We start from the raw sequence: 12,519 nt of genomic DNA, 5'->3' as shown, positions 1-12,519 counted from the left end.
AGATGAGTTCTCTTTTTTCAAAAACTGTTACTTTGCGTAAAGATATAAAGATAAGCGATGAAGAATTTTCTAAATTAAGAGATTTTATTTATGCTCAAACAGGAATATATATAGGAGATAATAGGAAATATTTACTAGAAAATAGATTGGTTAATAGGCTAAGAGACCTTAATTTAAAGACTTTTGGAGAATATTATTACTTTTTGCGCTATGATCCTTCGAGGCGAGAGGAATTAAATCGTTTATTTGATGTTATTACAACAAATGAAACTAGTTTTTTTAGAAATCCTCCTCAATTAAAAGTGTTTCAAGATATTATTTTAAAGGAGATTGTAGAGACTAAGCGGAAACAAAATGATAAAAGTATTCATATTTGGTCCGCTGGCTGCTCTACTGGCGAAGAACCTTATACTCTTTCTATTATTCTGCATGAAGTTCTTAAGTCTGAGATTGATTTGTGGAAAATAAAGATTACAGCTAATGATCTCTCAAGTAGTGTGTTGAAAGCTGCTAAACGGGGAATTTATTCACCTTATTCCCTCAGAACTACCCCTCCAAAAATTTTGCAAAGATATTTTAAGCAAATAGGTAATGATAAATATCAAATTATTCCTAAGGTCGCAAAACTAGTAGATTTTGTTCAACTTAATTTAAATGATAGATTTCAAATAAAACGCATTCCAAAATCTCAAGTTGTATTTTGTAGAAATGTTATAATTTATTTTAGTGATGAAGTGAAAAAAAATGTTATATCTTCTTTTTATGATAATTTAGTTACAGGAGGATATTTATTTTTAGGACATTCAGAATCATTGCACAATATTTCTAGGTCTTTTAAACCAATACATCATCCAGGTAGTATCGTATACAAAAAAGAATGAAAGCAATAGATAGAAGACGTTATTTTCGTCTACCTAAAAATTATAAAGTAAAAGTATCTTTATTAAGATATCCTTTGGGTAACCAAAAGTGGTATGAAGTGCATTCTTTGGACATTGGGAAAGGTGGGGTTAGATTAATATTTCCTTGTAAATTAGATAAGGGAGACAAGTTACAAATAAAAATTAGAGTACCAAGCTTGAATAAATTTCATCCTAGTTTTTTTAAAGTATTTGAAGTGGAAACAGAACAGGAGTTAGTAGCATTAGGTGAAGTGATTTGGATAGGAGAAAAAAAGATAGATGGTTATGAGGTAGGAGTAAAATTTATTGATGTTTTTGAAGATGATTTAAGGGCATTGAGAGATTTTTTGGAAGAACAGAGGGGTAAAGGCTAGTGCCTAAAGTCTTGGCCATAGCTAATCAAAAGGGAGGTGTAGGAAAAACTACTACAGCTTTGAGTTTAGGCTGTGGCCTAAGTATTTTGGGTAAAAAAGTCCTTGTTTTGGATTTAGATGCCCATGCTTGTGGTACTGTTCATTTAGGTTTTTTCCCTGGTACTTATAAAACATCTGCTTTAGACATTTTTTTACCTAACTCAGAAAAACAGCAAGATAGTTTGATTTATAAAAAAGAAACTCTCCGCTTTGACTTTGTTCCTGCACATATTAAATTGGCAGAGGTAGAAGGGAATTTAAAAGGGTCTCCTGGAAGGGGTTGGTTGCTTAAAAAATGGTTATTAAGATATGCCAAAGACTATGATTTCGTGGTTTTAGATTGTCCTCCCCATACAGGAGTTATTCTTTTAAATGCCTTGGCCGCGGCTGACTTGGTAATTGTTCCTGTTCAGACAGATTTTTTGGCTTTACATGGTTTAAAGTTAATTTTTGATACCTTTAGGTTGCTTAAAATAGCCTTGAAGAGAAATGTAAATTTTAAGATTTTGGCTACCATGTACGATATACGAACTAAGGCTTCGCGAAGGGTGTTTAATTTGCTTCGAAAGAAATTGGGCGATAAACTATTTAGTACAGTCATCTCTATAGATACAAATTTTAGAGAGGCTAGTTCTGAGGGTAAAACTATTTTTGAATATGCTCCTAAAAGTAGAGGGGCTTTTCAATACTTGCAACTTGCAAAAGAAATTTTAAGACAATGAGTAAAGTTTTAGAAGAATATTTTACTTTACAGGATTTTTCTCAAGAAAGAGATCTAGAGTTGGCTAAAGAAGAAAAAGAACTTTTAGAAAAATTTTTTCTCCAAGAAGAAAAAAAACAGATTCATCCAGATAAGAATAATAGAGATTTTAAGCAGCCAAATTTTAGTCGGGTACATAAGGAAGAAAAAAAAGTTTTTGATAAAAGAAAACAGCTTGCTAGGTCTGGGGCAACGCAAGATAATAAAAAAAAGCAAAGACAAGAGCTTCAATTTGTAGGGTTTATATTGGGTAAACAGGAGTTTGCTTTACCAGTAGAATCTGTGAAAGAAGTTATTCGTTACATAAAACCTGTAAAAATTCCTGGTTCAGGAGAAATTTTTAAAGGACTTATTAATTTAAGAGGAAAAGTAATTCCTGTTATTGATTTGTCCAGACTTTTTAACGCTCAAAGTAAAAAAGGAAAATTTATTTTAATATGTGATTTAAATGATATTAAAATTGGCTTTATAAGTGATTTAATAGCATCTATGTATAGAGTTAATAGTGAATCAATAGAATGGAATTTTGATAAAGGTTTGTATACAGAAGGTAATTTTGTGGAAGGAATAATTAAAAAAGAAGATAAAATGGTACATATTTTAGATCTACAAAAATTAAAAGATTTTCTAATAACCTTAAAAAAGGGGGAATAAATGGCCCAAAAACATATTTTAGTTGTTGATGATTCAAAAACAGTGCGTAATTTAGTTGCTTTTATTATTAAGAAAGAAGGATTTAAGATATCTACTGCTGAAGATGGACTTGATGGTCTTGAGAAATTATATTCTAATCCAGATATATCTTTAATAGTATGTGACGTAAATATGCCCAGAATGGATGGTTTTACTTTTATTAAAACTGTTAGAGAACAAGAGATGTATCGTGATTTGCCGATAATAGTTTTATCTACAGAAGGACAGGAAAAGGATATTCATAAGGCTTTAGGCTTAGGTGCTAATTTGTATATGGTAAAGCCTGCTCAGCCAGAAAAATTGGTTAGAAATATAAAAATGCTTTTAGGATAAGGAGAAAAATATGGCCGAATTTCTCGATCCTGAAGTGTATACAGAATTTGTAGTTGAAGGTAGAGATCATTTGGATTCAATAGAACCTAAACTTTTAGATCTAGAGAAGAATCCAGAGGATCGATCTATTTTAGATGATATCTTTAGACCTATGCATTCTTTAAAAGGAGCTTCAGGATTTTTAGGCCTAGAGAAGATCAATACTCTTGCCCATAAAGGAGAGAATATTTTAGATGAATTGCGTAAGGGTAAGATGAAGGTTACTCCAGAGATAATGGATATTATTTTAGAGACTACAGATACATTACGTTTATTATTAGATAATTTAGAAGAGCAAGGACAAGAAGGAGATGTGGATATAGAACCAATTTTAAAGAGAATTGAAAATGTTATGCAAGGAGAGTTATGTGCAGAAGATAAAAAGTCAAGTTCTGAAACTCAGATAGTAAGTAAAGAAGGAGAAGGGTATAAACTAACAATCATTAGTCCAGAACATCTCCTAGATTTTATTGAAGAAGCAGAAGAAATTATATCTCAACTTAATGATAATATTGTAAAGTTAGAAAAAGATCCTAAAGATGAGGACCTAATCAATGATATTTTTAGAGCCTTTCATAATTTAAAAGGTAATAGTGGTATCATTGGTTATGAAGAATTAAATAAATTGGCTCATACGGCTGAAACTTTATTAAATAAAGCTAGGAATAAAGAAATAGAAATAAGTTCAGAATTAATTGATATTTTATTAAGAAGTGTAGATGTTATAAGTGATTTAATAGGGCGTATAGATAGAGATTCTGGCTGGGTAGAAAGAGTTGCTATTGATGAAATTTTAACAAGTTTAGCTGCGTATTCTGATGATAAAGACATAAATAGAGAGAAAAGAATAAGCTCTGCTTCTCAAGAGATAGAGGTTAGAAAGGATGAAGATGAAGATTTAGAAATATATAAAAGCACAGTAGACCAACAATTTGACAATATTGTATATGGATTAGATAATTTGAGAAAAGATCCATCAAAAAGAGATTTAGTTGATGGATTGTATAGATCTTTTTTGACTATACAAAATGCTTCTGCCTATATGGAGTTTAAGGAAGTTAGTGATTATGCTAAAGGTATTGTTAAACTTATTGATGATGCAAGAAATAAAAATGTGGATTTTTCTTTAATGTTAGATTTGCTTCATCAAGAACAGGGAATTCTTAGAGATATAGTAGAAAAAAATATTATAAAATATAAAGAAAAAAGTGAACATAAAGATAGAGAAAGAGAGAAATATAGTAAAACAAAGGAACAAAAAGATAAAGAAAGTATATCTACTTCCTCTATTGCTAGCAAGAATGAAGAAGATCATAATAAAGATGAATTAGAGAATAAGGAAAATAAAATAAAAAAATTAGAAAACAATAAAAAAGAAAGTAAGCCTATAGTAAAAAAGAAAAAAGAAATTATAAGCACAATTAGAGTTGAGCATACAAAATTAGATCAATTGATGAATTTAATAGGAGAGCTTATTATTAATAGGAATCGTTTTGCTCAGATAACAAAGGAATTAGAAGAAACACAAAATGTTCAAGATATTGTTTTAAAACTTAATGAGAGTGTTGATGCAATGGCTCGGATTTCTGATGCTTTGCAAGATACTATTATGCAAGTGAGAATGGTGCCTGTGCGTTCAGTATTTTCTCGTTTTCCTCGTTTAATTAGGGACTTAAGTAGAAAAAGCAAAAAGCCGGTAGAACTCATTACTGAAGGTGAAGATACTGAACTAGATAAGAGCGTTATAGAGCTGATAGGTGATCCTTTAGTTCATATTTTACGGAATGCTGTGGATCATGGTTTAGAAACAGAAGAGGAAAGAAAGGCCAAGGGAAAGCCTATTCCAGGTAAAGTTTGGTTAAGGGCCTCTCATAGAGGAAATTCTGTAGTGATTGAGGTAGAAGATGATGGTAGAGGGATTGATCCAGAGAAAATGCGTCGAAAGGCTTTGGAAAAAGGACTTATTACTTATGAGGAAGCTGAAGCAATGGATGATCAGCAAGCTATAGAATTAATTTTTCTTCCTGGATTTTCTACTGCTGAAAAAGTGACAGATATTTCTGGCCGGGGAGTGGGTATGGATGTGGTTAAAAATAATATAAGAGCGTTAAAAGGTAATGTAAGTGTTTCTTCAGAGATAGATAAAGGCACAAAACTCGTGATTACTTTACCCCTTACCCTCGCCATTATTGATGCCCTTATGATAAAAGTTTCAGGAGATACTTTTGCTTTGCCTTTGGATGCTGTTTCAGAAACTACCAAAATATTGGCTTCTAGTTTAAGTGAGATAAATAAAAGAAAGGCCATTACTTTAAGAGGAGAAGTACTTGGGTTAGTTTATTTAGCAGACCTACTAAATTTACCTAAAATAGAGGAAAATAGAGAACTGTTGCCTGTAGTTATTTTGCAGGTAGGAGAAAGAAAATTAGGATTAGTGGTAGATGTTTTATTAGAACGACAGGAAATAGTTATTAAGTCTTTAGGCGAATATTTGGGGGATGTTCAAGCTATTTCTGGGGCAACTATTATGGGAGATGGCAATGTGATTCTTATTTTAGACCCCAATGAAATTTATCAACTAGCAACTCAAAAAGGGCATTCTTTTATTCAATAAAACAACCAGTTGAATTTTATGGTCTTTAACAAAAAAAGAAGAGAATTTTGTTTCTTAATTTGAAGATAAAGATTAATTTTAATGTGCCTAGAAGAAAAAACAAGAATTTTGAAGAAATTTTAAGAAAAATAGAGTTTGTCTGGGCGACACTTTTTGATGCTTTGGTGACAATTGAAGTTCTATAAGGCTTTACTAGAGAAAAGGAGATAAGTTGAAAAAGAGTATTATAGCTTAGAAATTGGCTGGTGTTTATAATTTTTCTAAATAAATCAATATGTTATATTGAAAGTTGCTTTAGTCAAAAAAGGGGTTATTTCCGAGGTATTCCTTGTTGAGTTTATTTATTCTTTTCTTTAAGAGTTTGAAACTATGATGAGCACATGGCAACGAATTCAAAATATTTTGGAAAAATGTCTTGGAGAAGGGATTTTTAAGGTTTGGATTAAACCCTTAAAGGCAGAAATTGATGGTTCTAAGCTTACTTTAACCGCTCGTAATGACTTTATGGCTTCTTGGGTAAGAGAAAAGTTGTTTAATGCAATTCGAGAGGCTGCCTTTGAGGTTTTAGGAGAACCTCCAATTATAGAGATTAAAGTAGCTAAGACTAAAAAGCATAAAGTTCCTTTTTTAAGTGATTTGAGTGAACATGATGAGCGCGAGATGGCTTTACCTATTTTACCCAAAATAGAGGGTAAGGGTATTTTTCGTTATTCATTTCAGGATTTTGTGGTCGGTCCTTGTAATGAGTTGGCTTTTTTAGCAGCAAGAACTTTTTGTCAATCATGTATTTCTTCTGATCAGCTGTTTTTATGTTCGTCTCCAGGATTGGGAAAAACTCACTTAGTGCAGTCAATGGGACTGGAGCTTTTGAAAAAATCTAATAAGAGCAGAGTAAAGGTTGCTTATTTAACTGCAGAGGAGTTTGCTTCTCAATTAGTATTAGCTATTAAAGCGAGACAGGTTGAACAATTTAAAGCAAGGTTTAGAGAACAGATAGATATTTTATTGATAGAAGATATTCACTTTTTTCAAAATAAGGAAAAATTACAAGATGAGTTTTTATGCACTATTAAGTCTTTAACAACTCAGGGCAAGAAAGTTGTATTTTCTAGTATGTTTTTGCCAAAAGAATTAAATGGAGTTGACTCTCAGCTTGTTTCTAGATTGTGTCAGGGATTTATGGCTGTAATTAATAAACCAGATATGGGTACAATTTTGAGAATAATAGATCATAAATCTAAAAAGATGCAGGTTAGTATCCCAAAAGATGTTGGAGAGTATATAGCTAGTAGAGTGCAAAGTGATATAAGACAATTAGAAAGCTGTATTAATAATTTAGTTTTAAAAGCTAAATTATTAAAAGAAAGGATTAATTTAGAATTAGCAAGGGATGTTCTAAAACATTATGCATTAGAAAAAGAGACAGTGATAGACCTGGAATATATATTAAAGAATGTGGCCAGAATTTATGACCTTCCCATAGAAGCATTGCTATCAAAAAGTAGAAAGAAAAATTATGTTTGGGCAAGAAATACTGCTTATTACTTGGCCAGGAAATATACAGACTTGAGTTTAGAAGAAATTGGTCGCCGATTTAATCGAAGACATTCTACTGTCTTAAAAGGTATTGCTAAAGTAGAACAAGAATTAAATAGACAAACTCCTTTGGGAAGGCAAATAGAAAAGACATTGGAGAGAATCACAAGCATTTAAGGATTGAGAATTCTTTATATTAGTTAAAATGTAATTAATTCTAGCTCTCCCCAAGCTCCAATTGTTTCATCTAATTGGAGAAATAGACCTTTTACTCCAAGAGGAGATAACTCTTGTGCTTTTTTTAAAATGGGAGATATGTCTTTTTTAGTTTTTAGAAGATTGCTTAATGCTGTTGCTGCAGCATCCGCATCTGCTCCTGATTTGGCCATAACTACTACAATATCTCCTTGTCCGAAATTAAGAGAATGACCTATTTTGCCCGAAGAAGTGCAAAGGGCACAAGGAAATTGAGAAGCATCTAATTTAAGACCAAGAGAAATATTTTGATTAGGGTGGGCAAGTAATCCAATTGTTCTAGATTTTTGCGAATAGATGTAAATATCTCCTCCGTTTTCCACAATAAGGTTGGGAGAGTGGGCTACGAATTTTGTAGCTACCTGTTCGGCAATAGCTCCAGCTACAGCAGCCATTGGTCCTACTTGAAATTTTTGAGCAGCAATAAGCATATTTTGTACAATTAGAGGGGCTTTGGAGTCTAAAGGTAATGGAATAAGAGAAGTGAGAAATTCTGGGTGCAGTTCAATATAGGTTTTTATTTGTTTTCTTAAGTAAGATACATACTCTAATATTGGTAGTTCTAATTTTTTTTCAGCTACTATAAATAAGTCTGTTTCTTCTAAAATTACTTGGAAACATAACTCGTTTTTAGTTTTAATATGTTTTCGGTAGTTTCTAATTGGAGATAAGTATCTGTTCATAATAGACTTTCTATTATTTGTTTGTATGGTTTTAGCCCTATATTTAAGTTAGAAGGAATTTTAAGGGGAATGAAACAAGCATTTTGAATAACATTCGCTATGTGTTGAGGGTTAGCAGGGTCATTTATTAAATTATTGCTATTTAAAAAGACCGAACTACCATTAAAAATAGAAGAAATAGCAGTAAGACCACAAGCCATGGCTTCTAAGAGTGCATTAGAACACGCATCATAAAAAGAATTTAGAACAAATAAGTCACAAGCAGGATAAAGAGATTCTATTTCTTTAACTTGTCCTAAGAAAAATACCCTTTTGGTTAGATTTAATTTTTTAGAAAGTTTTAGATAACTAGATGCATTTCTTTTACCTGCTACAGCTAAACAGTAATTGGTCGGTAGATATTTTAAACTTTTTATTAAATATTCTATTCCCTTTAATTTAAAGTTAGTAGCAACCGTTAGAATAATTTTTTTATTTAAGGGTAGGTTGTACTTTTTTCTAAAAGTAGTTTTTCGCATGGGTTGAGGATAAAATTTGTTTAGATCTGGGAGATTATAGATAACTGTGATTTTATTTAAGGGAATGTGTGGATAGGCTTTAAGAAGCCATTCTTTTACATGATCAGAGACGCAAATAATTTTTTTAGCTTGAGTAAACTGTTTTTTTTCTAACCAAAAAGTTAGTTGATTGGCAGGAGAGAGTTTACGTCGAAGTATTTTAATTTTTTTTTCAAAGCCAGGGTAGGCTTTTTGACTCAATTCCCAAAATATTTTGAGAGGTCCTCCTCCAACCCTAACAATATCCTGAGATAAAGTTTTACCTAAACTAAAATGAATATCTGCATGGATTTGGTTTTTTATTTTTTGGGCAAAAAAAGCATACCAACTCATTTTACCTATTTTGGAAAGAGGAGGCCTACCTGTACAAATAATTTTAACGTTTGGGGGAGGGGATATCTCTTTACGGGCACAAATAAAAATAACCTTAAAATTATTTTTATTTAGATAAGCTGCCAAATTGTAAGCAAAACGCTCAACTCCGCCATAGATACTGAAACGAGGAAGGTAAAGAGCTATACAAGGTTTTTGTTGAGACATAAAAGATTTTATCCTTTTCTCAATTTCACTAGATTGGGGAGTTTTTTAGATAGTTAGCAAGAGGCTTAATTTTAGGCAAGAAAAGATATTTTTAAAGATAGGTAAAAAAGTGTTGGTAGCGGGGGGAGGATTTGAACCTCCGACCTTCGGGTTATGAGCCCGACGAGCTACCAAGCTGCTCCACCCCGCGTCAATCGAGAAGAGAAAACTTAATGATTTTTAGACTTTTGTCAAGATTTTTTTATAGATAATTAAGATACTGCTTTAAATGAGAAATTATTTTTGATATTTGTTATGCTTTGTTTTAAAAATAAATTATCAAAAATAAATTTCAAGGTATAAATTATGGCAGAACATTATATTGTCCCTTCTGAACAAACTTTCTTGCTTCAGTTAGCCAATTATTTGATTAAGTTATCTGATTTGCAAGATATATGTGTAGTTTTGCCATCTAGGCGTGCTGGTTTGTTTCTGCGTTATTATTTAGGAAAACTGCAACAAAAAGAGTTTTTATTGCCAAGGATTTATTCTATAGAAGACTTTATTAATGAGCAATCTATACAAATTTTACCTTATCGTTTAATTGATTGTTATGAGTTTATAGGTATTTGTGCAGAAGTTTTAAGAAAATATGAAAATTTAAATTTATCTTTTGCTTGGATGAGATTTTTATATGATTTGTTTGAAGAAGTAGAACAAGAATTAGTTTTTCCTGAAAATATACAATTTTTTTTTGAAGGACAAGAAACAGTTAATTGTTTTTTAAAAAATTTTTCCAATATATATAGAGATATCAAGAAGTGTTTAGATAAACGTTTAAAAAATACTCTTGGCATGAGGTTTAGATTAATAAGTGAAAATCTTGATTTATTAAAAAAAAATTTAAAGAATTTTAAAATTATTTTAGCAGGTTTTTTTGCTTTAACAAAAGCAGAAAGACATATTTTTAAACATCTTATAGTTGAACATGATGCAGTAAGTTTTTGGGAAACAGAAGGAAGTAACATTCATTCTATTTTAAAAAGAGAGTTTTCTTTTTTAGGTATTAATCCTAAAATCATTTCTAAAGATGTTTCAAAAGATTCTCCTGACTATGAATTTTGGGTGGGACCTGATTTTCATACCATATTAAATAAACTTCCAAAATGTTTAGAATTATCTAAAAATCCAGATAATGAGGCTATTCTAGTAGCAGATTCTAATTTATTACTTCCTTTGTTATCTGTTTTACCTAATGAGAATGTAAATTTTACTATGGGGTATTCATTAAGTTGGACTTCTTTTTTTTCTTTTCTTCTTTTTTTAGGAGAAGTTGTTAAATATGTGCAAGGAAATGCGATAAGAGTTCAAGATATAGAGGCTTTATTAACTCATGGATATATAAAGGCTATTAATGTTGAATCTGCGTTGTATTTAAAAAAAATTATCACACAAGTTCCTAGAGAGTATATAGATTTAGAATTTATAAGAGGAAAAATCATACTAAAGGAACACTTTGAATTTTATTTAAATCTTGAACGCAATTTTTTAGAGCCAGTACTTAAATTAGCAGAACAGAAAAAAATAAACCTGAACCAAATAGTATTGGTTTGGAATAAAATTCTTTTAAGTGTTTTCGATATAGTTAAACATATACCAGAAGAATTTTCTTTTTTTAAGCGGTGTTATAAACTTTGGGAAAAAGAGATACTGGTAAAAATTTCTAAAAGTATTTTGGGAGAACAAAAACTTTTAGTAAATGAGGCTGTGGATTTTATTTTAGAATGGCTAAATAGTATTTTTTTAACTTTAAAAGGTGAGCCTTTAAAAGGATTGCAAGTTTTGGGTCTTTTAGAAAGTAGACTTTTAAGTTTTAAAAAATTGTATGTTTTGGGGGCTCAGGAAGGGAGTTTGCCATCTTTTAAGCAACAGAATCCTTTATTTCCTGAGGAAATAAGGAAAGCAATAGGTCTGCCTTCAAAAGAGCATCATGAAGTTTTGCAAAATTATCATTTTAAGAGATTGGTAAGTTCATGTAAAAAAGTTTATTTTCTTTATACTGAAAATTTTTCTACTACTTCTTATGAAACAAAGAGTATGCCATCTAGATATATAGAAGAGGCTATATGGCAGGAAGAAAAAAATAATAAAAAACCTGAGATAAAAATTTTGGATATTAAGTTAAAAAATTTTGATTTAAATTTATTTTCTGGAATTAAAAAAAAGAAAGAAGATAAAGAAAAGATTTATAATCTTCTTGCTCAAAATGTTTCAGCTACACTTCTAAACCATTATCTACGTTGTCCTCTTAGTTTTTATTTTCGTTATATTTTAGGAGTTTTAACTTCGCAAATTTCAGAATCTTTAGAAATAGGTAAAGTTGTTCATCAAATACTCTTTTCATATTTTTTACCTTACAAAGAAAGAGAGGGTTTTGATTTTAAATTTGATTTAAATAAATTAAAAGAGTCTATAAATAATGTTTTAGAAAATGATTCTTTTTTTCAAAATATTGAACAACAGAGGACCTTTTTTATTAAAAAGACTATTTTATCTAGGATATCTAATTATTTAATATGGTTAGAAAAGTTGAGTAAAAATAGCAAAATAAAAATTTTGGACTTAGAAAAAGAATTTCAGTTTTCTTTTAAAAGTAATGTTTTAAATAAAAAAATAATGTTAATTGGTAAAGTAGATAGGTTGGAAAGAAGAGATGATGACCTATATGTTCTTGATTATAAAACTGGAAACATTAAGTTTAACAAAAATTTATTTTTGGAAAATAAAGAAATAAACTTTTCTTTTTTACAAGAAAAGAAATTTGATTTTCAACTGCCTATTTATATATATTTAATAGCGAATAATTATAACGAATATCCTATTTTTTCTAATTATGTTTTATTATCTAATTTTGAGATAAAAGAAAGATCTTTTTTTAAATTAAATGAGTATCCAAAACAAATAGAGTTTGAATCACGGCTGTCAAGATATATAGATATAGTTATAGAACATATGTTAGAGAGTGAGGAGTTTTCACCAACTATGGATTCTAGAAATTGTTTGTTTTGCAGTTATTTTTATCTTTGTCCTGTCGGTCGATAATTTTTAGTTAAGTTAAGATAGGTTGTTCAAAATCATTAAATAAGTTTTCTTTTCTCTTTACAGGTAAAAAGGAAATATTTACTCTCAGCTTATCTTTTTTTGAGAGGTTGAAA

10 protein-coding genes and 1 tRNA gene are annotated in these 12,519 nt (G+C 30.3%); 8 read left to right on the top strand and 3 right to left on the bottom strand.

Annotation, left to right across the window (positions count from 1 at the left end; genetic code table 11):
• Nucleotides 1–2 precede the first annotated feature (2 nt).
• From BLP60_RS05095 to dnaA, 7 genes are all read left to right on the top strand, one after another.
• On the top strand, nucleotides 3–881 hold the full coding sequence (locus BLP60_RS05095; RefSeq protein WP_092064431.1) for a CheR family methyltransferase: 879 nt from the start codon (nucleotides 3–5) through the stop codon (nucleotides 879–881).
• Complete coding sequence (locus BLP60_RS05090; RefSeq protein ID WP_092064428.1) at nucleotides 878–1,276, top strand: PilZ domain-containing protein; 399 nt, start codon at nucleotides 878–880, stop codon at nucleotides 1,274–1,276. Before BLP60_RS05095 ends, BLP60_RS05090 begins: the two co-directional genes overlap by 4 nt.
• Nucleotides 1,276–2,037 carry a ParA family protein gene (locus BLP60_RS05085; protein WP_092064425.1) on the top strand — a complete coding sequence of 254 codons (762 nt, stop codon included), beginning with the start codon at nucleotides 1,276–1,278 and terminating at the stop codon, nucleotides 2,035–2,037. The genes BLP60_RS05090 and BLP60_RS05085 overlap by 1 nt, the downstream gene beginning before the upstream one ends.
• Nucleotides 2,034–2,729 carry a chemotaxis protein CheW gene (locus tag BLP60_RS05080; protein ID WP_092064422.1) on the top strand — a complete coding sequence of 232 codons (696 nt, stop codon included), beginning with the start codon at nucleotides 2,034–2,036 and terminating at the stop codon, nucleotides 2,727–2,729. The genes BLP60_RS05085 and BLP60_RS05080 overlap by 4 nt, the downstream gene beginning before the upstream one ends.
• Entirely contained in the window at nucleotides 2,730–3,101 is a 372-nt protein-coding gene (locus tag BLP60_RS05075) for a response regulator (RefSeq protein WP_092064419.1), read from the top strand. It begins immediately after the preceding gene.
• A gap of 10 nt (nucleotides 3,102–3,111) precedes the next feature.
• On the top strand, nucleotides 3,112–5,754 hold the full coding sequence (locus tag BLP60_RS05070; RefSeq protein WP_092064416.1) for a chemotaxis protein CheA: 2,643 nt from the start codon (nucleotides 3,112–3,114) through the stop codon (nucleotides 5,752–5,754).
• Between the two features lie 369 nt (nucleotides 5,755–6,123).
• Entirely contained in the window at nucleotides 6,124–7,467 is a 1,344-nt protein-coding gene (gene dnaA / locus BLP60_RS05065; protein ID WP_092064413.1) for a chromosomal replication initiator protein DnaA, read from the top strand.
• Between the two features lie 23 nt (nucleotides 7,468–7,490).
• On the opposite strand, the gene BLP60_RS05060 is transcribed toward dnaA, so the two are convergent.
• The 3 genes from BLP60_RS05060 to BLP60_RS05050 all read right to left on the bottom strand — a co-directional run bounded on the left by BLP60_RS05060 (nucleotide 7,491) and on the right by BLP60_RS05050 (nucleotide 9,515).
• On the bottom strand, nucleotides 7,491–8,228 hold the full coding sequence (locus BLP60_RS05060; RefSeq protein ID WP_092064410.1) for a UPF0280 family protein: 738 nt from the start codon (nucleotides 8,226–8,228) through the stop codon (nucleotides 7,491–7,493).
• Complete coding sequence (locus BLP60_RS05055; RefSeq protein WP_092064407.1) at nucleotides 8,225–9,325, bottom strand: glycosyltransferase family 4 protein; 1,101 nt, start codon at nucleotides 9,323–9,325, stop codon at nucleotides 8,225–8,227. The genes BLP60_RS05060 and BLP60_RS05055 overlap by 4 nt, the downstream gene beginning before the upstream one ends.
• A 113-nt stretch (nucleotides 9,326–9,438) precedes the next feature.
• Nucleotides 9,439–9,515, bottom strand: a tRNA-Met gene (locus tag BLP60_RS05050).
• 155 nt (nucleotides 9,516–9,670) lie between these two features.
• Between BLP60_RS05050 and BLP60_RS05045 the strand changes: the two genes are divergently transcribed.
• A complete protein-coding gene (locus BLP60_RS05045; RefSeq protein ID WP_092064404.1) occupies nucleotides 9,671–12,406 on the top strand; it encodes a PD-(D/E)XK nuclease family protein in 2,736 nt (911 codons plus the stop codon).
• The last annotated feature ends 113 nt before the right edge of the window (nucleotides 12,407–12,519 follow it).

The organism is Desulfonauticus submarinus, from assembly GCF_900104045.1.
In the GTDB taxonomy this organism is placed as follows: domain Bacteria; phylum Desulfobacterota; class Desulfovibrionia; order Desulfovibrionales; family Desulfonatronovibrionaceae; genus Desulfonauticus; species Desulfonauticus submarinus.
Note: the sequence above shows the minus strand (reverse complement) of the source record. Positions and strands in the feature narration are given on the sequence as shown.

What these genes read in the sequence shown, in the direction of transcription:
- BLP60_RS05060 (WP_092064410.1), bottom strand. Translation starts at nt 8,228, where the DNA reads ATGAACAGATACTTATCTCCAATTAGAAACTACCGAAAACATATTAAA.
- BLP60_RS05070 (WP_092064416.1), top strand. Translation starts at nt 3,112, where the DNA reads ATGGCCGAATTTCTCGATCCTGAAGTGTATACAGAATTTGTAGTTGAA.
- dnaA (WP_092064413.1), top strand. Translation starts at nt 6,124, where the DNA reads ATGATGAGCACATGGCAACGAATTCAAAATATTTTGGAAAAATGTCTT.
- BLP60_RS05055 (WP_092064407.1), bottom strand. Translation starts at nt 9,325, where the DNA reads ATGTCTCAACAAAAACCTTGTATAGCTCTTTACCTTCCTCGTTTCAGT.
- BLP60_RS05095 (WP_092064431.1), top strand. Translation starts at nt 3, where the DNA reads ATGAGTTCTCTTTTTTCAAAAACTGTTACTTTGCGTAAAGATATAAAG.
- BLP60_RS05075 (WP_092064419.1), top strand. Translation starts at nt 2,730, where the DNA reads ATGGCCCAAAAACATATTTTAGTTGTTGATGATTCAAAAACAGTGCGT.
- BLP60_RS05090 (WP_092064428.1), top strand. Translation starts at nt 878, where the DNA reads ATGAAAGCAATAGATAGAAGACGTTATTTTCGTCTACCTAAAAATTAT.
- BLP60_RS05045 (WP_092064404.1), top strand. Translation starts at nt 9,671, where the DNA reads ATGGCAGAACATTATATTGTCCCTTCTGAACAAACTTTCTTGCTTCAG.
- BLP60_RS05080 (WP_092064422.1), top strand. Translation starts at nt 2,034, where the DNA reads ATGAGTAAAGTTTTAGAAGAATATTTTACTTTACAGGATTTTTCTCAA.